Raw genomic sequence first — 21,813 nt, forward strand, 5'->3', positions numbered from 1 at the left:
CTATCCTCCAAAAGCTTTCAATTCTTCAAGACTAATGTTGCCATTATAGTAAGCTTTACCGACGATTGTTCCAGCAACTCCGATTTCCTGCAATTTCACCAAGTCAGACTGTTCAGCAATACCACCTGAAGCAATGACTTTAGCTGTTGTCAACTCAGCCACCAAGCTTTCATAGTGTTCAAAATTAGGTCCTGTTAGTGTCCCATCTCGATCAACATCTGTGTAGACAAAGAGAGTCACCCCAATTTTTTCCATGGCTTTAGCTAAGCTGATGTAATCAACATTACTTGTTTCAAGCCAACCTTCTGTAGCCACCATGCCATTCTTGGCATCGATACCGACAACGATTTTGTCACTACCAAATTTTTCCAAAGCAGCTTTGACAAAGTCTGGATTTTTCACGGCCATTGAACCAATGATCACACGGTCAATACCTACCGCAAGATAATCTTCAATCTGTTCAAGCGTGCGAATACCGCCACCAACTTCCACACCAAGTCCAGATTCTTTTTTCAATTTGGCAATCAAATCACGGTTTGTAGCTCGTCCATCAAGAGCTCCATCTAAATCAACAACATGAATAAAATCAATGCCAGCTTGCGCAAAGATTTTAGACTGCCCAATAACATCAGGGTTAACAACAGTCTTTTGATTAAAATCACCTTTAAAAAGACGAACCGCCTGTCCTTCTTTGATATCAATCGCTGGAAGAATCTGCATATAAAACTCCTTTTCTCTTTTAAAATGCTACCCAAAAACTGTGAAACTTATTTCTCACACAGTGCAATAAATTTTTTTAGAATTCCTAAGCCCACATCACCAGATTTTTCTGGGTGGAACTGGGCACCATAAACATTATCCTTGTGAATCATAGCTGGCACATCAATGCCATAATTTGCAGTCACATCGATGTATTCTTTTGGAACATCTGTAAAATAACTGTGAACAAAATAAACAGACTGTCCTTCAAGACCATCCGTTAAAGGACTTTCATGTTTAACTGTTAAATTATTCCAGCCCATGTGAGGCACTGGCATGTTTTTGGTTGCTTTGATTTCTCTACAAACACCTGGAATAAAACCAAGTCCTTTCGTTTCTTGATGTTCTAAACCAACTTCTGTCAAGACTTGCATTCCAAGGCAAATACCAAGTAGCGGTGCTCCTTTAGCAACTGCTTCTTTAATTACTGGAACCAAACCACGCTTAGTCAGCTCTGCCATGGCAGCTGGATACGCTCCAACACCAGGTAGTATAAGACCTCTAGCTGCTAAAATTTTTGTCGGGTCACTGGATAATTCAGCCTGAACACCAATTTTTTTCAAAGCCCTTAAGACATTAGCAGTATTTCCTGCATCATAATCAATTACAATAATCATAAGCTAAGTTATCAAACCTTGAAAACACCACTAAATAAGAGTGTTTCGGCTGATTTTCCTTTCTAGTTTTAATTACAACAAGCCTTTTGTTGAGTTAACCCCGTGAATTTCTGGGTTAATGGTAATAGCTTCGCGAAGAGCACGTCCTGTTGCTTTGAAAAGACTTTCTGATTTATGGTGGTTATTTTTACCGTGTAAAATCTTCAAGTGCAAATTCATCTGAACATTAAAAGCAAAGGCTTGGAAGAATTCTTCCACGAGCTCTGTATCAAAATTGCCAAGTTTTGGATTATCGAATTCACAATCAAAAACAAGGTAACTACGTCCTGACAAATCAAGACTTGCCATTCCAAGTGTTTCATCCATTGGAACAAATGATGTTCCGTAACGGTTAATACCCGCTTTATCGCCCAAAGCTTCTTTCAAAGCTTGACCTAAAACAATCCCAACATCTTCAACCGTGTGGTGACTATCAACATGAAGGTCTCCGTCGGCTTTAACTACAAGAGACATGCGGCTGTGTCTTGCAAAAAGAGTCAGCATATGGTCAAAGAAACCAACACCAGTATCAATAGAAACTGGTTCTTGGGCATCAAGATTAAGGCTCAATTTAATTTTAGTTTCAAAGGTATTACGTTCAATCTCTGCTTGTCTCATAACAACTCCTTTCTGATACTTTTGTCTATCCGTTTTGACTATCTAAAATATCAATCACTTTATACAAATTTGCTTCATTAATTTGGTAAGGGGCTTCTTTTCGTACAACTGGCTTGGCACAAAAGGCAATTCCGATACCAGCTGTTTTAATCATCGGAAGGTCATTGGCTCCATCTCCCATAGCAATGGTTTGACTTAAATCTAAGTCATTTTCAGCTGCCCATTCGATAAGGCTTGCTTTTTTGACATCTTTGGTAACCACATCACCAAGCACTTTTCCTGTCAAAACGCCATCTTTAACTTCTAAACGATTAGCTTTAACATAATCAAGACCGATGCGCTTAGCCAAGACATCAACAGTTTCATGAAAACCACCCGATACCACAGCAACTTTATAGCCACGATGATGAAGTTCAGCCACCAATTTTTCAGCACCATTTGTAAAATGCATGCGAGCTAAAACTTTATCAAAAATCGTCTCTGGCAATCCTTTTAGCAAACCAACGCGTTCATCCAAAGCTTCTTTAAAATCAAGCTCGCCATTCATGGCACGCGCCGTAATATCAGCAATTTTTTCACCAACACCTGCTTCTTCACCAAGCAAGTCAATCCCTTCTTCTTGGATGAGCGTAGAATCCACATCCATCACTAATAATCCTTTTACCTTAGTCATGACGCACCTCGATTGCTTTAGCATGTGCTTGCAAACCTTCAGCATACGCAAGTGTTGTAATATCGTGACTAGCCGCATTGACAGCAGCTTTTGAGTATTGCATGTACTGAATTCGTTTCACAAAATCATGCACTCCAAGAGCTGATGAAAAACGACTGGTACTTGTTGTTGGCAAGACGTGATTAGCTCCAGCATAGTAATCACCAATCGGTTCACTTGTGAAATGACCTAGGAAAACAGATCCTGCATTTTGTACTTTATCAAGATAATCATAAGCGTTGTCCATAGCCAATTCCAAGTGTTCTGGTGCCACTTGGTTCATCAAATCAAACATAGCATCAACAGAATCCGCAATAATAATGCGTCCGTTATTTTCGATTGAAGGACGAGCAATGTTTTCACGTGGCAAACGTTTAAGTTGCTCTTCAATCTCTACCTCAACAGCCTCAGCCAATTCAGCTGAATCAGTTACCAAAATCGCGCGAGCACGCACATCGTGTTCCGCTTGAGAAAGCAAGTCTGCAGCAACGTATTTAGGATTAGCTGAACTGTCTGCAATCACTCCAATTTCTGATGGCCCTGCAATCATGTCAATTCCAACAAGACCGTAGACCATTTTCTTGGCTGTCGCAACAAAGATATTTCCAGGTCCTGTAATCTTATCAACACGAGGAATCGTTTCTGTACCATAAGCAAGAGCCGCAACCCCTTGAGCACCACCAACTTGAAAAATCTTATCGACACCAGCAAGTGAAGCAGCTACCAAAATGGCAGGTTCAAAATGTTTTTGCGGCGGTGTAATCATGATAATTTCCTTAACGCCAGCAATCTTCGCAGGAATCACATTCATCAATACTGATGATGGATAAGCTGCCGTTCCACCTGGCACATAAACCCCAGCTCGTTCGATTGGACGAATCAATTGACCACGAATAACACCATCAGTCGGTTGGTCTTCAAAACCTGATTCCAATTGTTGTTTGTGATAACTTTCAATATTTACTTTCGCATTTTTAAGTGCTTCTAAGACTTCTGGATCAATCTCTTCAAAGGCTTGGTCAATCAAATCTTGACTCACTTCAAAGTCATCCAAAGCAATCTTGTCGAATTTTTCAGAGTAAGCTTTTAAAGCCTTATCCCCATTTTTCTTGACATCTTCCAAAATTTGACGAACCGCATCGTCGACATCAAGGTTTTCTTTGCTTAATTCCAGTTGCTCTTGATAGAGAATTTTTGAAATGTCTTCTGTCGTTCCTGTTAAAACTTTCATTTAAAAGCTACCTCCTCATTTCCAACGATACTTTCCAATTTCTGGATAAATGGCATGATTTCTGGATTATTTTTCAAAGCTGCCTTATTGACAATCAGGCGAGCTGAGATACGACAAATGTCTTCATAAACCTTGAGACCATTTGCAACCAAAGTATTTCCCGTTTCTACAATATCAACAATAGCATCTGCTAAACCGATAACTGGAGCAATTTCGACACTCCCTTGAATTGAAATAATTTCAACATCTTCGCCCTTTTTATTAAAGTAATCAGTGGCAATTGTTGGGTATTTTGTGGCAATACGCTTGCGCTTGTGGTCATGTGGTTTGTAAGCGTCCGTTGAAGCAACAGAAAACTTACACAACCCAAAATTCAAATCAAGCATTTCAAGGTAACCTATCGGATGCTCAATAAGCAAGTCTTTTCCGACAACCCCAAGATCAGCAACACCATGACGAACATAAGTCGTCACATCTGGTGCCTTAACAAGCAAAAAGCGGAATTTCTTGTCCGGACTTTCAAAAATTAGGTTACGTCCCTTATCCGCCATAAAAGACATGTCAAAACCAGCTTTTTCCAAAAGTTTTACGGTATCTTTTTCAATACGTCCTTTGGTCAAAGCAATCGTAATTTGATTTTCCATTAGGCACCTCCTTCTAAACTATCGTGTACTGCTTGGTAAATGGCATCAATATCTACGGCCCAACCAACCGCTGTTAATTTTTTAGCGCCAAAACGTTCAAATAACTTGTCATAGCGTCCACCTGAAGCAAAAGCATCTGGAACTTTGTCCCCAAAGACTTTAAACATCACACCAGTGTAGTATGGCATAGATGGAATTTGAGCTAAATCAATATGACTCTCAGGTAAAATATCAGAAACCTGTGCCAACAAATCTTCCAAATCAGTCAAAGCAGCTAAGACAGACTCATTTTTAACAAGCTTACGAGCTTTGCTAAGCACTTGATGACTTTCACCAAAAAGATAAGGTAAATTTTTCAAGAAATCGTCAAATTCACTTGGATATTTCTTCGTTAACTCATTTAATTGCGTGATATTTTTGTCTTTAAGTGCCACGTCCAATTCTTTTTCCGCTACAGCTGGTAAGTTCAAATCATCAAAAATTGTTTGTAAAATACCAGCATGTGAAAACTCAAATTGGTAAGATGGGATATCTGCCTTATCAAGCGATGCTTTTGCTGAAGCGATGGCTTCATAAACCGCCTCTTTAGCTGGATAACCAACGATTTCAATCCCTGCTTGTGTGTGCTCGTTCATCAAGCCACGCATTTCTTCATTGTATTTGAAGACCTTGCCTGAATATGAAAATTTAATCGGCGTTTCAACTTGGGTTGAAGCAATCACACGTCCAATCTGACTAGTAATATCCGGACGAAGGGTCAACAGTTCGCCACTTTTATCAAAAAAATTATAATTATTTTTATTAAGCGTATCGCTAAAGACTTCAAAATGTTCCAAGGTCGGTGTTTCAATACGATTAAAGCCTTGACTCATCAAGAAATCACTGATATCTCGTTCAATTTTGTAGGTTACACGTGCGCGTTTGAATAATTTATCGTGCATCCCTACTGGTAAAGTCGTTTTTTTCATTCCATCACTCCTCAAATCATTTCAAACCTACAGCCAAGAATTCTTTAATCGCCTTAAGCACTTCTTCCATTTCATCTTGTCGACCAATCGAAATACGCAAATGATTTTTAATGCGTTCAACTTTTGGGAAATAGCGAACATAAATATTTTTAGCTTGTAAGTAGTCAAATAATAAGGCTGCGCCGTTATCTGGACATTCTGCTAAGACAAAATTTGTTTTTGATTCTAAAACCTTAAAGTCTAAAAATCTCAACTCTTTTGCAAACCAATCTCTGGTTGCCATGATTTTTTGGCAAGTGTCTTCGTAGTAATCCCAAGATTCAACAGCAGCAAGTGCTAATTTTTCAGCAATCAAATCAACATTATATGGATTAACGGAATTCTTAACCGCATTAATCACTGCCATTAATTTTGGACTTCCCATACCATAGCCAACTCGCAAACCAGCAAGTGAAGCATCTTTTGAAAATGTTCGTGTGATAAAAACATTTTCATATTTTTTAAGCAGTGGCAGAGCTGTTTGACCACCAAAATTAATGTAGGCTTCATCAATAATAACCACCACATCTCGATTAGCACGAATAATCTTTTCAAGCTCATCAAGCGATTTATAAATGCCAGTTGGCGCATTAGGATTTGTAATGATAATTCCACCATTGTCAGCAATGTAATCACTAGAGTCAATCTCAAACTGCTCATTCAATGGAATTTCATGGTAATTCACGTGATATAAATCCGCCCAAACCTTGTAAAATCCATAAGTTAAATCAGGAAACAAAACCGGATCTTCACTATTAAAAAATGCTAGAAATGCCATTGATAAAATATCATCTGAACCATTACCAACGATAATCTGATCAGGATCAAGACCATGTTGCTTAGCAAGCGCAATACGTAATGATTTTTGATCCAAGGTCGAATATTTTCGCAATTGATGGACATCAAACTGTGAAAAAACTTCTGCTACTTTTGGACTTGGTCCATAAGCATTTTCATTTGTATTTAGTTTAATTAAATTTTCACCGCTTGGTTGGCTTCCGGCAACGTAAGGTTCAATTTCTCTCAATCCTTTAATAGTTGTCATAATAAGATCCTTTCTATTTTCTGATATAAAAAAGACGCCCTCGCAAAAAAACTTTGCAAGGACGTTAACAACGTGGTTCCACCTTTGATTCAACAGCAAGTCACCTTAACTGCTCTCATGAAGTACTAGACTTCTAATCCGTAACGTGGATCCATCCGTCGTGCACTACTAGCTAGAAGCATTCGCACACGCACTCAAGAATGTGTCGCCTAAGGATTGCATGCTTTTCTCACCACCAAGCACTCTCTGTCTGTTGTCTTAGGCTTTTTCTATCATCGCTTTTTTATATTAAAGCTATTTTACAAGAAAATTCTGAAAATATCAAGCTAAATTTTTAGAATTTTTTATATTTATACCAAAAAATTTAAGCAGACTTAACCAGATACATAAAATGAGGCACAAAAAAAGGCTTAGAAAATTTCTAAACCTTTTTCTTATATGACATATCATCTTAGAAACGAATTTGTTCACGTGTTTTTTCGTATGATGATACGAAACGATCTGTTACACCTGGTTCAACTGTTTCAAGTGCATATGAGATTTCATCAAATGATGCTTGATAATTGTTATCTACTTCAAAGAGATGCAAAGCATGTTCAAAGCTACTTTGAACGCTTGGCTCGAAGCTACGGTAACGGTTAGAGTATTGTAACAACTGTTCAGTCAATGTTGCATTTTGAACAACTTGATAAGTTGCTTCTTCAAGATTAGCAATTGCTGCAGTAGCAACATCTGTCAAACGAGAAACTGCTTCAATATCAATACGTCCACGGCTAAGCTCATCGATCAAAACTTCCAACTGTTTACTTGTTGTGAAGAATGCGCTCAAGAAATCTTGAGGAATTCCAGGCAAGTTACGTTTTTCCATGTAACGTTTGATTGAGTGCAAACGATTAATGTATTGATCTAAGCTTTGACGAGCAACGCTTTCGATTTGTTCAATATTTTTAACTTGTTCGAAGACTTGCATTTGACCTTCTTCAACCGCATCAAGAGTTTTCAATGTGCGATCAAAAATCAATTGAAGTTCTGAGAATGGTTTATCTTGGTTATCAAATACTTCAACAATTGGCAATGTTTCTTGTTCGATTTCTTCCAAGTTTTTAGTAAATGAACGAAGGCTCAAGTTTTCATTGTCATTCAAGATATACTTGTGAGACAAGCGTTTGATTTCGTGTTCCAATTTTTCGTTATTGGCTTTAGCGTGTGCCAAATAATCTGGAATGATTTTACTGTCTTTAAGCGCAGCTTTGTGAGCAGCAATTTCACGTTCAAACAATTCATACAATGAATCGATTTTTTCTTGGATGTGTTCATTTTCATCACGAGCACGATCAAGATCCAAAGTCACAAGTTCTGATGAGTTAGCACGGATTGCATCACGCACTTCTTGGAAACGAGCTTCAATGTCTTTTTCAGCGAAGTGGTAATTTTGTTCAAGCAGACGACGGTAACCTTGTTCCAAATCATCAAGTTGATCTGGGAAATCATCTTCCAATTTAGCAACGATTGCTGGAATTTGTTCTGAAATTTGACCAAGTGCAATAGTATGTTCTTCAGCACGATCAAGCACTTCAGAGGCTTCAACTGGGTCACCTGTTGAGTTAAGTGTTACAAATTGAGAGAACTCAGCTTCGATGTTCTTCAATTGTTTTTCAATCTCAGGCATTGTTGAACCAAAATTGTCTTCTTTTTCTGAAATAGAAGCTTGAAGAGTTTCATATAAGTCCAAAGCATGCTTCACACGCGCACTGTTCTTTTCTTCTTGTTCTTTCAAAACAGCAAGTGCTTCACGAATTGCATTGATATCTTCTTCAACCAAGTTCAATTGGCTTTCAACATTGTCAATTTCATGTTTCGCACTGATAAATTTGAAGCTATCGTTAAGATCTTCAGCTTCAAAAATATGATTTTCAATATCTGAGAAAGAATTTAATGAAAGGTCAACCCATTTTTGGTTCCATTCACGAAATGTTGTTTGACTTTGCCCGATAAGATGAAGATTTTTAACAGCTTCGACTTCTTCATTGACTGGTAATCCAAATAACGATTGCTTTCTTTCTTCCAAACTTGCAATCAATGAATCATTTCGTTTGCGTACGATGACGCCAACTAGATAAGCAATAATGACTAAAACAACTATTGCTACAAGCAGTAAAATAATTCCGCTCGACATTTAAAACTCCTTATAAATTGTCTTTTTTATCGTAAAAAATAGCTATAACATTACGATTATAACATACTTAGAGATTGTGTGCAGTATTTTTATGTTAATATTCGATTAAATATCAAGCGTACTGTAAACCGCATTTTCTTCAATGAACTCACGACGTGGTTCAACCTTATCTCCCATAAGCATATCAAAAATCTTATCTGCTTCGGCAGCATCATCAACAGAGACACGTGCCATTAAACGATTTTCTGGATCCATTGTTGTTGCCCAGAGTTGGTGATCATCCATTTCACCAAGTCCTTTGTAACGTTGAACAGATGGTTTTGAACGTCCATTACTATAGCGCTCAATTGCTGCTTGTAGTTCAACTTCCTGATTAGCACCAGGTTGGATGTATTCTTTAATTTCACTACCCACTTTAACACCATAAATTGGTGGTTGTGCGATGTATACGTATCCTGCTTCCAATACCGGACGCATGAAGCGGTAAATCAATGTCAGAAGCAGAGTACGAATGTGAGCTCCATCGACGTCGGCATCGGTCATGATAACTAGTTTGTGGTAACGAGCTTTTGTCACATCAAAATCTGCTCCAAAACCTGTTCCCATAGCTGTAAACAAGCTACGGATTTCTTCGTTAGCAAGAATTTTATCCATACTTGCTTTTTCAACGTTCAAGATTTTACCACGAATTGGTAGAATTGCTTGGTGCTCGCGGTCACGTCCTGATTTTGCAGAACCACCCGCAGAGTCCCCTTCGACGATGAACAATTCATTCATTGTTGCGTCGTTTGAAGAACAGTCTGCCAATTTACCAGGCAAGTTTGAAATTTCAAGACCTGATTTCTTACGTGTTACCTCACGTGCACGTTTCGCAGCGATACGCGCTTTAGAAGCAAGAATTCCTTTTTCAACGATTTTCTTAGCAATTTGAGGATTTTCTAACAAGAAACGTCCAAAAGCATCACTAAACAAACGGTTGGTAATTTTGACAACTTCTGAGTTACCAAGTTTTGTTTTGGTTTGCCCTTCAAATTGTGGATTTGGGTGTTTAACAGAGATAACTGCTGTCAACCCTTCACGAACATCGTCACCAGTTAGATTATCGTCTTTTTCTTTAAGCAATTTATTTTGACGAGCATAATCATTAATCACACGTGTCAATGCTGTACGGAAACCTTGTTCGTGAGTACCACCTTCGTGTGTATGGATGTTGTTAGCAAAGCTCATCACTGTCTCGTGGTAACCAGTTGTATATTGCATAGCAACTTCAACTGAGATACCATCCATTTCACCATCAGTGTAAATAGGTTTATCAAAGATAACATCTTTGTTTTCGTTGATAAATTCAACGTAACTTGAAATACCACCTTCGTAGTGATAATGTTGTTCTTGTTCAATGCCTTCACGTTTGTCAGTGATTGAAATACGCAAACCTCGGTTCAAGAAAGCAAGTTCTTGAATACGTTTAGCTAATTTATCAAAATCAAATACTGTTGTTTCCGTAAAGATTTCACCGTCTGGAGTGAAGTGAACGGTTGTTCCGTGACGATCTGTATCTCCAATAACTTTCAAATCATCAACAACGTGACCACGACGGTATTCTTGATAATGGATTTTTCCATCACGGTAAACAGAAACATCCAATTGTGTTGAAAGGGCGTTAACAACAGATGAACCTACCCCGTGAAGACCACCTGATACTTTATAACCGCCTCCGCCAAATTTACCTCCGGCGTGCAAGACTGTAAAGACCGTTTCAACAGCTGGACGACCTGTTTTTTCTTGAATATCGACAGGAATACCGCGTCCATCATCGACAACTGTAATAGAATTATCTTTCTCGATGAAAACCTCAATGTGTGTGGCAAATCCTGCCAAGGCTTCATCGATTGAGTTATCGACAATTTCCCAGACTAAGTGGTGCAATCCTTCTTTTGAGGTTGAACCGATATACATTCCTGGGCGCATACGTACAGCTTCAAGTCCTTCTAAGACCTGAATCTGACTGGCGTCGTACTCTTTCGCTAATTCTGCTAAATTTTTATTTTCTTCCGTCATTTACTTCACTATCTCCAATAAGGATTTTTTTCCATCAACTAACAAGGTATCAAAGCCAGCAGCCTGACCAGCTTCTTTATCAATTTCACGATCTCCAATAACCAAAGCATTGTCAATCTTATACTTTTCTTTGAGGTATAACATTGACTCTGGACTTGGTTTACGAGCAAAGCCGCTTTCTGATGTCACGACTTCAGTGAAATAAGGAAGTACCTTTGTTTTTTCTAAAATATCAAGGACTTGTTTATTTCGATGAGAAACCAAAAAATTTCTCCCACCGGTAGCCACAATTACCTGCAAAACCTCGCTGGCGCCTGTAAAAAGAACCGGTGTTTTCAAATAATCGGCTTCTAATGCTTTATATGCTTTCAAAAATTGTGGTTGGTTTGGGATAAATTTTTTAATAGCGGCATCTGTTGACTCCTTCAGCTTTTCATAGACATCATCATGCGATGCTTGACAGCCAAAATCAGCTAAAGTTTTCACAAAAGCCTGAGTGGACATTTCGTAATTATCGAGTAAAGTGCCGCCCAAATCCCAGATATAATCATGGTAATTCATAACCAATATTATATCACAATTTTACATTTTTTTATAGTCTCTACCTCATCAATTTCCAACACCAGAGAACAAAATTTTCAAATTATTTTTTGACTGGAAAAATAACTTTTTAGCCAATAAAAAAGGCTTGGAAGAATTTTCCAAAACCTTTTTTAATAACGTTCACTTCGTCTGAAATGTTCTTCAACTTCTTGCTCATGGTGCAAATTATTTTGATAACTCATTGAGAGAATCAAACCAACACAAATCAAGTTAGTAATCAATGATGAACCACCCTGTGAGATGAATGGCAATGGAATACCAGTCAAAGGTAAGATACCAACAGCAGCACCTATATTTTCAAAAATATGGAACAAAATCATCATGATAAATCCAGTTGAAATGTAAGTGTAGAATCGGTTGTTTGACTCAAAAGTCACACGAATCATGCGATAAATCAAAACAAGATACAAGGTCATGACAACAGCACAGCCAACAAATCCAAAATCTTCAGCAATGACAGTGAAAATCATATCACTTTCACGAACTGGGACTGAAAGATCAATCACGTTAAAACCTTTACCACCAAGTCCTCCACTACCAATCGAAATCATACCTTGTGTTTGTTGATAAGCGATTGACTTAGCGTATGAAAAAGGATCTAACCAAGCCGAAATACGGTTGATTTGATAAGTATCCATCCCCAATCCATAGAAAATATCTTTGCCATGTGGTGATAGAAAAAGTGCTAAAAATCCACCAATGATTACCGTTACAGCAATAACAACTGGCAAAATAATCCACCAAGAAATCCCAGACAGCAAAATCAAACCTGCTAAAATAGCTGAGAAAACCATGGCTGTCCCAAGGTCTTTTTGCAAACCGAGTAAAACCATTACTGGCAAGGTAATCAAAGCAAAAATTCCAAGCAACTTCCAATCATTTTTCAAGTTGTCCTCAGGAACTTTTTGACGGAACCAAATTGATGCCCTAGCAAGCATCAAAATGTAGGAAACCTTCATAAACTCAGAGGGTTGAAATAAGGTCACAGAACCAATGGTCACCCAGTTTTTTGCTCCGGTTGATTCTACTAATTCAGGACTATAAAAAATCAATGGTAAAATCATCAAAGCCAATCCCAAGCCATATAGATAAGGGGTGATTTTCCATAAAAATTCAGTACTAAAGAGCATAACAACAAAGGCAACTACACACCCTAAAAAGATCCAAACACCTTGTTGTGTCATTACTTTTGCAATTGTTTCAGGATAGTCATTTGACGTTGCAATATAAACGGCTACCAAACCAATTAGCAAAAGAAAAAAAACAGGTAAAATTACAGAATAGTCGATTCGACTATCAATAGAATATTTTTTTCTTGCCATCTTACTTCCTTCGTTTCTAGTCAAAAAATATTATATCATTTTTTAATTAGAATTGAGGAAAAAACCTAGTGAAAATACGAGAATTTTTCAGAAAAATTTAAGCTGCATTTTTCAGGGATTTTCCTGTACATTTTCAAGAAAACTAAAAAACTGAACCCTATTAGGCTCAGTCTTTTACCGGTCAAGCAAGTCAATTTAGCTCAGTCTGAACGACCTAAATAAACTCGCCTCTTCTCTCCCCTGCCGGAATCAACGGTTATAATATAGGAAGAAATAGAACAAAAAACCTAGGAAATATGAAGAAAATCAAGTGTTTTTTTCTCCTCTTTTTCTAGGTTTTTTCGGACTTTTCGGGCTGATTTCGGACTCAAACAAAAACACCCGAAAAAAATCGGGTGCGGTTATTTTTATTACAAGCCAAATCGTTTTTTAAGTTCCATTTCTTCAATGATACCACCAAAGAAGTAAGTACGTTTGAAATCTTTACCGTGTTTTAATTCTGAACGTTTAACAGGCTTACCGAGGCTTAGCATAAGCTCGATTGATTTTAAGATACGTTCGTCATCTGCGCCACGGCTATCAACTTGCCCCAGAATATCGCTGTATACGCCATAAAAGTGACCGTCTTCTTCATCTGATAAGCCGTAAATATCCATAATATTATCTGTATCTTGATTACAGTAGACAGCGCCTTTGTCATCTACGATTGCGTATTGTACTTCATTGTTTTTGATTTGTTCAAGCAATTCTTTAGCGTTCATTTTCATTTTCTCCTTTGACAGCACTTACAAAAGTTATACTATATTTTTCAAAAATATTCTATTCAAAAGTTACGTCACCGTTATCAACAAATCCGATATATTGCATTTCTTGTCCACGTAAATTATTTGGATTTTCACCACGTCCAGCAATAACAATATCACCGTCTTTATCTTCCCAAATATCAATCATGTCAGGTTCAAGTTCCATATTTTTAATAATATCCAAAATTTCTTGTTCAGTGTGTTTCATTGTTTCTACCTCGTTTTCTTTTGCGTATTGTGTTAGCTTGATAGCGTTGTTGTATGACATGTTTCCGACATCGGTTCTGCCCTTAACATAGTTTGATAGAGTCTGTTCAGATATTCCTGTTACTTTAGAAATCTGATAACGTGAATTGTTTGTTAATAAGTTTAAAATTTCTTGTTTTGATAATACTTCAATCATGTTTGTTCCTTATTTAAGCAAGAGCCAAGCGATTAGCCCGATAATGACCAACCAGCCTAAGAATGCTTTCCAATCAAAAGAATGTTTTGTTACTTTAAATTTTACTTTCATAGCATTTTTTGTTAATATTTAAGTACACCCCCGAGGGGGTGAATAGTGATTTCTCACTATTCAAATTCTACATGCCATTCAAGCGTTATGACTAACAAGTTGATTTTGATGACTACTTTGTTAGTTTTGAGTTTGAATGGTTTTTTCAAATACTTAAACATTTGTTTTTCCTTTCTGTAGTTTCCTTGTCTAAGGTTTTGTTTTTTTACCTCCCTCAACCTTACATATACATTATACCATTATAAATAATAGCAGTCAACACTTTTTATAAACTTTTTTGATATTTTTTAAATTTTTTAGTCCGTTTTAACGGACTTTTTTTATTGTTGTGGTTATAACGGAAAATAAAACAAACGCTGCTGTTATAGGTTTTCTGGGTGCTGCTGGGGTAATTTGGAAAATAAAAAAAGGACTAGCTCACGCTAGCCCAAAACGTACTTCTCTTTAACGTGCGCTCGTCAGCCCACTCTCTGCCAGATATTATAAGTAAGACCTCTCAACTACTTATGTACCTATTATACCAAAAAAGCCCCTAGCCATCAAAGACTAGGGGTGTTAAAGTATTCGCTTATTTAATTATATCAAATTTACTTGTAATAATTGACTAAATCGTCTTTATCTCGACAAGAAAGCCATACAGTGCCAAATTGACCAAACTCGAACTTACGCCAGTAGTAACCGCCATAGTATCCGCCTTCGCCAGTATCGGTAATGTGAGCCTCGTCTAACTCAAAGCTAAAGTACATACCAGCTTTAAAATCCTTGTCTGCGCCGTCTTTGACGTTGTTTCCGTTTTCGTCAACCCAATTGACTAGCCCGACGGGGATTCCGTTATCAGACCAGTCAAAGCCAACAGGCGCTAGGTAATCGCATTTGATTTGGTAAATACCGTTAACGAATGCTACATCATTTGCTAGATAGTAAGCTTTGCTGTCTGGTTTACGACCGCCTGAGACTACTGTGTTAGGCTGTGTAGCTGTTGACCCACTAAAGCGCCAAGCCTCGATATAAGCTGGTTTCTCGATAGCGTAATATTGGTCCCAGTTGTGAGATGACACTGCTGTCCCTGCTTGTCCGCCAGTCCAGTAGTCAACGCTGATAAATGTGTTAGCGTCTTCTAGCACTCCGACGTGTCCACCAGCTCCGCCAGATTGGGACATATCAGCACCCCATGACATCAAAATAATGTCACCTCGTTGACCGTTCCAGTCTTCGTTTTTAGACACACGATAGAAGCCGTTATTTGCCAATTGTGAGCCTAGAGTGACCGTTGACGGTAGTCCAATGATATTTACCCCTGCCTCTTTCAAAGCCTGAGAAATCGAACCTGAACAATCTGCTGTGCCGTCTGAACCGTTACGACTGCCATACATGCTATAAGTAAGTTTGCCTCGACGGCTTTCAAACCAATTAATTAAAACGTCTGTATTCATTTGCTTTCTCCTCTCCAAGCGTCATTCATTTCCTTGACTGCTGACTCGATAAACATTTCCAGTTGACTATCTGTTAAATAAATATTGTGAGCTTCTAGACTCTTTTTAGCCTTAGCTTTGGCTTCGCTAAGTTTTTGATAGCCTTTAGTGTCTTCCTCGGCAATCTGCTCAACGGCATTGACTGCGTTTCTTGCGATGATTTCAACGATTTTGAGCGCTTTCTCACCGCCTTCTTTGTAAAGATAGTCTTTTACGTTTTTAACGATAAAACCAGCTAAACCTGTCAAAATAAGCATAGCTGCTTGTACAATCACATCATTCATGTTCTTCTCCCTTCTGCGCATAACTGCGCATTGCTGCGCGTGGTCTAAAACATCTGCGTTTTTCTGACCACATCTTCCAGACCGTCCACCTTGTCTTGTAGGACCGATATGTCCTTACGAGTTTCCAGCGATAGACTATTGACTGCCTCGGTCAATCTAGCCATTTGTTGCTGGTTCTCCGTCGCTATACGGTTGTTAGACGCTAACAGTTCCTTATTCGTTTCTTGGAAACCATTGACTAATTTCTTAGTAACCCATAGCATACCGCTGATTAAAATCAAAATGACAACAATAATTGCCGTTGCTAGGATTCCGCCAACTTTGTCAATAGTCCAAGTCGCTTGCATTGCTTCGTGTATTACATCTTGACCCACCATAGACCCACGCTATCTAAGCCTGTTCGGCGGTTTCTTCGTCTTGCAAGCCTGCATGAGACAAGTCTACAAGCTCTTGCACTTGTTTACGAAAACGTTTTGGAACAGTCTCAATAGTAATCCAGCCTAATTCGATTTGCATTGCAAAGTAGTTAATCATCATTGTTCTTCCTCCTAAAATTGCATTTTTAATTTTCTGTAGTAGTTTCATCATCTTTGTATTTCTCGTTGATTAAGTCATTTAGCATACCTGTTGCTAGCTTTGTCATTTTTTCCGAATCATCAATGGCTTTTTGCATTTTCTCAATCATCTCATCATACTTAGCGATTTTCTCGCCAATTTCGTTAAATTTTTCGTTCTCAGCACGTCTCGGGAAATTTTCCTGATACACGACTTCTAGCGCTAATTTTTCAAGCTCTGCGTTTGAGAGCTCGATTTTGTCAGCTGGTAGCATGACGGGATAAAACGCACCGTCATCGTTGGTCAAAGTGACTTTCGTACCTTTAACCGTGCCGTCTGTTTCAAATTCCTGTGATTTCGAACTAAATTTTAGTTTCATATCTTCTCCTTCCTATTCGCTCGGAAATGGGTCTGTTGTTATCCAAGTAGTGCTTGCATATACACCAAGTGGTTTTGCAGTGGCTCGAATTGTAAAATCGATTTGCCCATTCGTTTTATAAAAAAGTCTACAGAAGCTTTCACCAGTCCACATTTGTGTACCAGTACCGCCACCCGCAAAACCAGCAGAAACAATAACTTCTGTTTTACAAGGGCGCCAACCAACTGGTATGGTTTCACTTGCAGTTCCAGAGCGAGAATCAGTTGACGTAATTGTTGAATATAATGTGACTGACACCAAATTTCCGACACGTCTAGCTTGTAATGCTAATCCATACGGACCAGCTAGTGTAGCGCTGTACACTTTTGTCTGATTGACTGCCGTAAATTCAGCTACTGAGTTTTGGATTGCGTAATACTTCCAATCGTTCCATTGTCCGCCTGCTTGTACACGAAAGGCAGAAATGGCGCCGTAAAAATCAATAGCCTCTTGTAAAACAAAGCCGTTATTATTTGTATGTTTAGTTACACGAATATACCTCCAGCTATGTGCGCCACTACCCGTAGGAGCATGTAAAAGATTGTTCCCATTGTAAAATCCAGGTTCTGTAGCATTATTTAAATCACTACCATCTGCCAATTTTATAGCTGTGCCATTATTTGCTGTTAGCTGATGGTGCTGAATAGGCTTGTTGTTAAAGTAATACTGCCAATCGCTATCTACTGCGTTAGTATGTTCAGGAATTTTACCAAAGCCAAAAGCTGTCGGCGCTTTAGCGGTGTGGACAACTTCCGTTCCGATGCTGTCACTATGTGAGGCACTTGTAAATAAGTCCGATACCGTTCCGACTACTTCCCATGATTGAGCGCCCGAAAACGTACCAGAAAGATTTGCATTTGAGTTGACTAACTCACTTTGAGTAGTCCAAACACCACTTGCTGAACCATTGTTAGCTGTGTATTCCGTGCCTGTCAATGGTCTTGTCTTGAAGTTTAGCGTCATCTTATTCTTCTGTACGCCTCCGACCATTAAAGGCGATATGCGAACTGTACGAATTACTGTGAGTGTTGTCTTGTCTGCACCCGAACGAACCAGTGTAAAACCAATCAATGGCGCTGAGTATTCTATCACTTCGATTTCTACTTCTTTACTATCTGACCAACGCCCACGACTATCTTGTACGCTTGCTCTAACTGTTGCCGTACCGTTAAATTTAAGCAATCCAAAACTACCACCATTGTCAGTTACAGTCATGTTCTTACCGACTATTTCTGCTTTGTAACCTGTTACAGTCGAATTATAAGCACCATCTGCACCGTTAAAGGTAACTGTCGGTTGTGATAAAACTTCCACAAACGTATTTTCTTGTGTAAACACGTTACCAACAACAGAATTTCCTTCTGCTAACGTCACATCAGTAAAAGTCGGCTTAATACTGTCTGGGACGTTTAGAGTAAGCCTGCATGTAGCAGAGCCAATTTTAGTAGAGCCATTGTAAGTGTCTACTGTAATATTGCCCCAATCGCTTGTTTTGTTAGGCATGGCTGTCGCTAAATTTAGCGGCGGTGTCCAGCTTACAGACGCCCCGACACCAGTTGCAATTGTGCCATTTAGAGCACCAAAATTGTATTTAACGGTGTGAGTAAAACTGCTAACCTTGCGATTAATGTTGATAGTCATTGCACTGCCAAGCGTACCAGTCATGTCGCTGACTGAACTAGCTCGCGGTATGTCTGGTAATCTAAAATCAAAAGCGACCATAGCAGACCCGTAACCGCCTGTATTAAGCCCTACAGATAGTTTGATACCAACGGTTTTAGTACCGTCATTATTGTGACCAATGGTGTACGTATGGTCAAAAATTTTCTGTGTTGAATTAGTGCCGATATTGATAGCTGGGTGCTCAATAGCACCACCACCATTAATAGTGATAGTTACGTCACTAGTTACACCCCACATTGACGCATAGCCATTTGTATGCAAGTAACCAGTTACATGTACGTTACTGCTATTGCCTGCGATATTCGGCTCGCCAGACCTTTCAGCGCGCAACTCAAGCGTCATATTGTGACCGTATGAGCCACTAAATGTAGCTGTTGCCATTCTCTCTCCCTTCTACGCAAAATCTAAATAATGCGTGACGTTGATTGTTGCGTCACCGCTGTATTGTTCTTCTCGATAACGTCCGATTTGCAACGTTTTAGTAAATACACCATTATCAATTTGTAAAGTACCTTGGCTAAAGTAAGCTACCTCTTTACCACCTGAGTAAAAACTTATACGGTCGTTATCAATGCGCAAACTAGTTGAATTACCTCGCTTACCGATAGATAAGCCATCATCTGAGTAATCCATGTAAGTATCAAGAAAGCTCCAATGAACCTTTTTATCTTCCCAGTCCTGAGACATTGCAACAATTCGCTTAGTGTTATCTATCAATTGTTGCTCTGCTTCTTTTTTGTCCTGGTCATTTGACTCCACATACGCTTGATATGAACTTGTCCACTTGTCAAGTTGGTCAATGCTTGCCTTAGCTTCCATTTCGGCACGTACCAGAGCTTCTTTCTCTGCCAGCGCATTAAGCTGTTGCTGTGTGAGCGCTTGGTCTGCTTTTGAGTCAATGTCAGATTGGACGTCTTCGGGTGCTAGGCTGTAATCGGTCGCAACGTTTCCACGTTCTAGCTTCAACTTCCCATCTTCGTACAATCGTGCTGAAACACGTATATATTTAATACTTGTGTTATTTGGAACAGTTATGTTATGTGTGTAATGCTGTAAACCAACTGTAGCTTGACCACCATTAGTAGGTCTATCGCCTATTTTTTTCTTATCTTCACCATAAAACTGCCAAGCTCTCCAAGAACCACCGCCTTCAGCAATAGTCACCCAACCTTGAAAAACAAACTGCTCTCCAGCAGTTACAGGGATAAAATCCGAAGTATATTCTTTGTTTGTGCTATTTTGACCCCCGAGGCTTTCTGAATTCATAGAGATAAAACCCTTACTTGCCTTTGAGATAATATAAAGATTCCTACCGCCAACCTCAACACCTTTAGCACCAACACCGCTATATTCCCAGACAATATCATTTGTACCGTCTGTGTAATACGTGATAGTACGCTTCCAGATGTACGTGCCATCAGGGGCTGCCATAGGACTTGTTAAAGCACCAAAATTATTTTGGTCAGTGACAAGTGGTTGACCATTTTCGTCAAAAACCTGAGCGTCGTATACACGATAAGCGGTTGAAAATCCACTAGTCGATGACTGTTCAAGCTGAACATAAACTCTACCCTTGGTTTTTCCATTTGGGACCGTTAAAGTTCTTTCCCAAATTCCTAGTCCATCTTCACTGAGTTCTCCTGCCTGAGTAAGTGCTGCTAGACCATCAAATTGATGACCAGACGTTCTTTCTGTGTACCAGATACCGCCTTTAAGATTAATAGTCCCTTTTGTTTTTTGAGCAATAATCCTAACTGTATATTTTTTTCCGCTGACAACGTCAAACTCATTAGCAAAAGCATGGTCACGACCACCACAATCATAAACACCCAGCGGGTGCTTAGTTGCGGATAAGCCGTGCCAAAACGTTACCTCGGTTCGGTCAATCGCCTTCTCCGCTAGATTCACCAGAGTCATCTGACTCGTTGCTATCAACTTGCTCATCTTCTACCTCTTCCTGTTTTTCGTCTCCGACCCAGCGATTAATATCAATCGCTAGCCCGTATGTGTTCCAAAGCACTCGAATGGCTTCGGATTTAGTCTCAACAGGCACGTCAACGATTTGACGCTGTTCGGCAATAGTTACGTCCGCTTTAATCATGTTTTAGTCTCCTTCCATTATTCCCAAACTTCGCATTTAAAATCGGCTTTAGCGCTGACTTCGCTTGCTGAAACTGTGATAGATTTACCAGTTTTATAAGCGTTGCCCGAACCGCCAAAATTAGTGCTCATGACACCGTTCTTGTCGTATTTAGCCCATTTGTAAGTCTTAGTCTTGTCTGAGCCGTCTGCGTCCAATTCTTCACCATTACGGAAAAGACGTGCTTTCATGACCGTTGACCCTTGACCGTTCTTGAAAATGTAACCAGCGCTAGACTCAAGATGTAGACTGATTGGGTCGGACATATCAACGATTGTACATAGACCTGTTGTTTTTTGGTTGTTAAGACCACCCGTTTTATTAATACATACGACCTTAAATGTTTGTGCATTAATGACAACTGCTGGTGTGACTGTAAGCACGCCTTGCCCTGTTGTGTTAGTGCCTGGTGCCACGTTAGGCGTTTGACCCGCTGTTGTGCTAGAACATAAGTGCCAACCAATACCACCATCAGCATCATAACCAGGAGCTTTATCGCTAGTAACAGTAGTATCTTGATAGAAGAATTTGAATTGTTTGTTATCGTTAGTTAACACATTACCACGATAAAGGTCTGCATTGACTGTAAGACTTGCTGGTAAGTTATTACGGAAAGTACTTCCGTTTCCTGCATACACGTTTAGGATTTGAGTCTCTTTACCAACAGATGTAACGAACAAGTCAATTTGCGCTTGGAACTGCACGTCTAAGCCTGTTACTGGGTCTTTCCATGTACCGCTAGCTTCATAGCGTCGTGACCCTTTGTTAGCGTCAACATTGACCTTAGTCGTCAAATTCTCATTATGACTTCCTGACAAATATTGGTTATCCGTGTTAGTAGTTGACGTGATTTCCGTTTTAGTCGCACCGTCAACCACATACCAGCGTACCTTACCAGTGTTGTTAAGGATTGTAGCCGTTGACCCTGCCTTAGTAAGGTTAAGTGTCAATGTTTGAGCGCTAGAAGCGTATGACGGATTATAACCGCCTGACGTTTGACTATAGACCTGCGTTGTTGGCTTGTTAGCTGTGATAAACGCATTCAAAACAGGCGCGTCTGATAGGTCTACGACTGTGATTTGACCTGCTGCAATAATTCCCATGATTAATTCT

The 21,813-nt window shown here is 39.2% G+C and carries 23 protein-coding genes; all 23 read right to left on the reverse strand.

The features are described from left to right. Positions 1–720, reverse strand: a complete 720-nt coding sequence (hisA, locus tag GPZ88_RS00970; RefSeq protein ID WP_166043006.1) for a 1-(5-phosphoribosyl)-5-[(5-phosphoribosylamino)methylideneamino]imidazole-4-carboxamide isomerase — start codon at positions 718–720, stop codon at positions 1–3. A 47-nt stretch (positions 721–767) separates the two neighbouring features. Then, positions 768–1,376 (reverse strand): imidazole glycerol phosphate synthase subunit HisH, encoded by a 609-nt coding sequence (hisH, locus tag GPZ88_RS00975; protein ID WP_006532647.1) that lies wholly within the window; start codon positions 1,374–1,376, stop codon positions 768–770. Positions 1,377–1,448: 72 nt separating this feature from the next. After that, positions 1,449–2,033: an imidazoleglycerol-phosphate dehydratase HisB gene (gene hisB, locus GPZ88_RS00980; RefSeq protein WP_039696589.1), complete on the reverse strand. Its 585-nt coding sequence runs from the start codon at positions 2,031–2,033 to the stop codon at positions 1,449–1,451. Positions 2,034–2,058: 25 nt separating this feature from the next. Further along, positions 2,059–2,706: a phosphoserine phosphatase SerB gene (serB, locus tag GPZ88_RS00985; RefSeq protein WP_158914202.1), complete on the reverse strand. Its 648-nt coding sequence runs from the start codon at positions 2,704–2,706 to the stop codon at positions 2,059–2,061. Then, a complete protein-coding gene (gene hisD, locus GPZ88_RS00990; protein WP_158914204.1) occupies positions 2,699–3,976 on the reverse strand; it encodes a histidinol dehydrogenase in 1,278 nt (425 codons plus the stop codon). The genes serB and hisD overlap by 8 nt, the downstream gene beginning before the upstream one ends. Then, complete coding sequence (gene hisG / locus GPZ88_RS00995) at positions 3,973–4,620, reverse strand: ATP phosphoribosyltransferase (RefSeq protein ID WP_006532651.1); 648 nt, start codon at positions 4,618–4,620, stop codon at positions 3,973–3,975. Before hisG ends, hisD begins: the two co-directional genes overlap by 4 nt. Further along, the gene (locus GPZ88_RS01000) at positions 4,620–5,588 is read right to left on the reverse strand and encodes an ATP phosphoribosyltransferase regulatory subunit (protein ID WP_039696586.1); all 969 of its coding nucleotides are present in this window, start codon (positions 5,586–5,588) and stop codon (positions 4,620–4,622) included. The genes hisG and GPZ88_RS01000 overlap by 1 nt, the downstream gene beginning before the upstream one ends. A gap of 16 nt (positions 5,589–5,604) precedes the next feature. Continuing rightward, positions 5,605–6,672: a histidinol-phosphate transaminase gene (gene hisC / locus GPZ88_RS01005; RefSeq protein WP_158914206.1), complete on the reverse strand. Its 1,068-nt coding sequence runs from the start codon at positions 6,670–6,672 to the stop codon at positions 5,605–5,607. Positions 6,673–7,123: 451 nt separating this feature from the next. Then, on the reverse strand, positions 7,124–8,848 hold the full coding sequence (ezrA, locus tag GPZ88_RS01010) for a septation ring formation regulator EzrA (RefSeq protein ID WP_074564051.1): 1,725 nt from the start codon (positions 8,846–8,848) through the stop codon (positions 7,124–7,126). A 105-nt stretch (positions 8,849–8,953) separates the two neighbouring features. Beyond that, positions 8,954–10,906, reverse strand: a complete 1,953-nt coding sequence (gene gyrB / locus GPZ88_RS01015; protein ID WP_074560621.1) for a DNA topoisomerase (ATP-hydrolyzing) subunit B — start codon at positions 10,904–10,906, stop codon at positions 8,954–8,956. Next, positions 10,907–11,467, reverse strand: coding sequence for an HAD-IA family hydrolase (locus GPZ88_RS01020; RefSeq protein WP_166043007.1), 561 nt, complete (start codon positions 11,465–11,467; stop codon positions 10,907–10,909). A gap of 152 nt (positions 11,468–11,619) precedes the next feature. Continuing rightward, positions 11,620–12,831 (reverse strand): FtsW/RodA/SpoVE family cell cycle protein, encoded by a 1,212-nt coding sequence (locus GPZ88_RS01025; protein WP_166043008.1) that lies wholly within the window; start codon positions 12,829–12,831, stop codon positions 11,620–11,622. Between the two features lie 410 nt (positions 12,832–13,241). Continuing rightward, entirely contained in the window at positions 13,242–13,592 is a 351-nt protein-coding gene (locus GPZ88_RS01030; protein WP_166043009.1) for a hypothetical protein, read from the reverse strand. Between the two features lie 58 nt (positions 13,593–13,650). Then, positions 13,651–14,037, reverse strand: coding sequence for a hypothetical protein (locus tag GPZ88_RS10330; RefSeq protein ID WP_166043011.1), 387 nt, complete (start codon positions 14,035–14,037; stop codon positions 13,651–13,653). A 698-nt stretch (positions 14,038–14,735) separates the two neighbouring features. Then, positions 14,736–15,581, reverse strand: a complete 846-nt coding sequence (locus tag GPZ88_RS01040) for a lytic exoenzyme target recognition domain-containing protein (RefSeq protein WP_166043013.1) — start codon at positions 15,579–15,581, stop codon at positions 14,736–14,738. Further along, complete coding sequence (locus tag GPZ88_RS01045; RefSeq protein ID WP_166043015.1) at positions 15,578–15,904, reverse strand: phage holin; 327 nt, start codon at positions 15,902–15,904, stop codon at positions 15,578–15,580. Before GPZ88_RS01045 ends, GPZ88_RS01040 begins: the two co-directional genes overlap by 4 nt. 44 nt (positions 15,905–15,948) lie before the next feature. Then, positions 15,949–16,281, reverse strand: coding sequence for a hypothetical protein (locus GPZ88_RS01050; RefSeq protein ID WP_166043017.1), 333 nt, complete (start codon positions 16,279–16,281; stop codon positions 15,949–15,951). A 13-nt stretch (positions 16,282–16,294) separates the two neighbouring features. Continuing rightward, on the reverse strand, positions 16,295–16,441 hold the full coding sequence (locus tag GPZ88_RS01055) for a hypothetical protein (RefSeq protein WP_166043019.1): 147 nt from the start codon (positions 16,439–16,441) through the stop codon (positions 16,295–16,297). A 25-nt stretch (positions 16,442–16,466) separates the two neighbouring features. Further along, on the reverse strand, positions 16,467–16,838 hold the full coding sequence (locus tag GPZ88_RS01060) for a DUF1366 domain-containing protein (RefSeq protein WP_166043021.1): 372 nt from the start codon (positions 16,836–16,838) through the stop codon (positions 16,467–16,469). A 12-nt stretch (positions 16,839–16,850) separates the two neighbouring features. Further along, entirely contained in the window at positions 16,851–18,941 is a 2,091-nt protein-coding gene (locus tag GPZ88_RS01065) for a DUF859 family phage minor structural protein (RefSeq protein WP_166043023.1), read from the reverse strand. Positions 18,942–18,953: 12 nt separating this feature from the next. After that, complete coding sequence (locus GPZ88_RS01070; protein WP_166043025.1) at positions 18,954–20,504, reverse strand: hypothetical protein; 1,551 nt, start codon at positions 20,502–20,504, stop codon at positions 18,954–18,956. Next, positions 20,443–20,661 carry a hypothetical protein gene (locus GPZ88_RS01075; RefSeq protein WP_166043027.1) on the reverse strand — a complete coding sequence of 73 codons (219 nt, stop codon included), beginning with the start codon at positions 20,659–20,661 and terminating at the stop codon, positions 20,443–20,445. The genes GPZ88_RS01070 and GPZ88_RS01075 overlap by 62 nt, the downstream gene beginning before the upstream one ends. Positions 20,662–20,678: 17 nt before the next feature. Beyond that, positions 20,679–21,803, reverse strand: coding sequence for a hypothetical protein (locus tag GPZ88_RS01080; RefSeq protein WP_166043029.1), 1,125 nt, complete (start codon positions 21,801–21,803; stop codon positions 20,679–20,681). Positions 21,804–21,813 lie beyond the last annotated feature (10 nt).

Origin of the sequence: Streptococcus ruminicola, from assembly GCF_011387195.1 — a bacterium.
GTDB lineage: Bacteria > Bacillota > Bacilli > Lactobacillales > Streptococcaceae > Streptococcus > Streptococcus ruminicola.

Bases quoted from the DNA above. Each gene is read 5' to 3' on its own strand.
- GPZ88_RS01055 (WP_166043019.1), bottom strand. From the start codon at position 16,441: ATGATGATTAACTACTTTGCAATGCAAATCGAATTAGGCTGGATTACT.
- GPZ88_RS01075 (WP_166043027.1), bottom strand. From the start codon at position 20,661: ATGATTAAAGCGGACGTAACTATTGCCGAACAGCGTCAAATCGTTGAC.
- GPZ88_RS01030 (WP_166043009.1), bottom strand. From the start codon at position 13,592: ATGAACGCTAAAGAATTGCTTGAACAAATCAAAAACAATGAAGTACAA.
- GPZ88_RS01045 (WP_166043015.1), bottom strand. From the start codon at position 15,904: ATGAATGATGTGATTGTACAAGCAGCTATGCTTATTTTGACAGGTTTA.
- gyrB (WP_074560621.1), bottom strand. From the start codon at position 10,906: ATGACGGAAGAAAATAAAAATTTAGCAGAATTAGCGAAAGAGTACGAC.
- ezrA (WP_074564051.1), bottom strand. From the start codon at position 8,848: ATGTCGAGCGGAATTATTTTACTGCTTGTAGCAATAGTTGTTTTAGTC.
- hisC (WP_158914206.1), bottom strand. From the start codon at position 6,672: ATGACAACTATTAAAGGATTGAGAGAAATTGAACCTTACGTTGCCGGA.
- hisA (WP_166043006.1), bottom strand. From the start codon at position 720: ATGCAGATTCTTCCAGCGATTGATATCAAAGAAGGACAGGCGGTTCGT.
- hisH (WP_006532647.1), bottom strand. From the start codon at position 1,376: ATGATTATTGTAATTGATTATGATGCAGGAAATACTGCTAATGTCTTA.
- hisD (WP_158914204.1), bottom strand. From the start codon at position 3,976: ATGAAAGTTTTAACAGGAACGACAGAAGACATTTCAAAAATTCTCTAT.
- hisB (WP_039696589.1), bottom strand. From the start codon at position 2,033: ATGAGACAAGCAGAGATTGAACGTAATACCTTTGAAACTAAAATTAAA.
- GPZ88_RS01060 (WP_166043021.1), bottom strand. From the start codon at position 16,838: ATGAAACTAAAATTTAGTTCGAAATCACAGGAATTTGAAACAGACGGC.
- hisG (WP_006532651.1), bottom strand. From the start codon at position 4,620: ATGGAAAATCAAATTACGATTGCTTTGACCAAAGGACGTATTGAAAAA.
- GPZ88_RS01000 (WP_039696586.1), bottom strand. From the start codon at position 5,588: ATGAAAAAAACGACTTTACCAGTAGGGATGCACGATAAATTATTCAAA.
- serB (WP_158914202.1), bottom strand. From the start codon at position 2,706: ATGACTAAGGTAAAAGGATTATTAGTGATGGATGTGGATTCTACGCTC.
- GPZ88_RS01080 (WP_166043029.1), bottom strand. From the start codon at position 21,803: ATGGGAATTATTGCAGCAGGTCAAATCACAGTCGTAGACCTATCAGAC.
- GPZ88_RS01025 (WP_166043008.1), bottom strand. From the start codon at position 12,831: ATGGCAAGAAAAAAATATTCTATTGATAGTCGAATCGACTATTCTGTA.
- GPZ88_RS01020 (WP_166043007.1), bottom strand. From the start codon at position 11,467: ATGAATTACCATGATTATATCTGGGATTTGGGCGGCACTTTACTCGAT.
- GPZ88_RS01050 (WP_166043017.1), bottom strand. From the start codon at position 16,281: ATGGTGGGTCAAGATGTAATACACGAAGCAATGCAAGCGACTTGGACT.
- GPZ88_RS01040 (WP_166043013.1), bottom strand. From the start codon at position 15,581: ATGAATACAGACGTTTTAATTAATTGGTTTGAAAGCCGTCGAGGCAAA.
- GPZ88_RS01070 (WP_166043025.1), bottom strand. From the start codon at position 20,504: ATGAGCAAGTTGATAGCAACGAGTCAGATGACTCTGGTGAATCTAGCG.
- GPZ88_RS01065 (WP_166043023.1), bottom strand. From the start codon at position 18,941: ATGGCAACAGCTACATTTAGTGGCTCATACGGTCACAATATGACGCTT.
- GPZ88_RS10330 (WP_166043011.1), bottom strand. From the start codon at position 14,037: ATGATTGAAGTATTATCAAAACAAGAAATTTTAAACTTATTAACAAAC.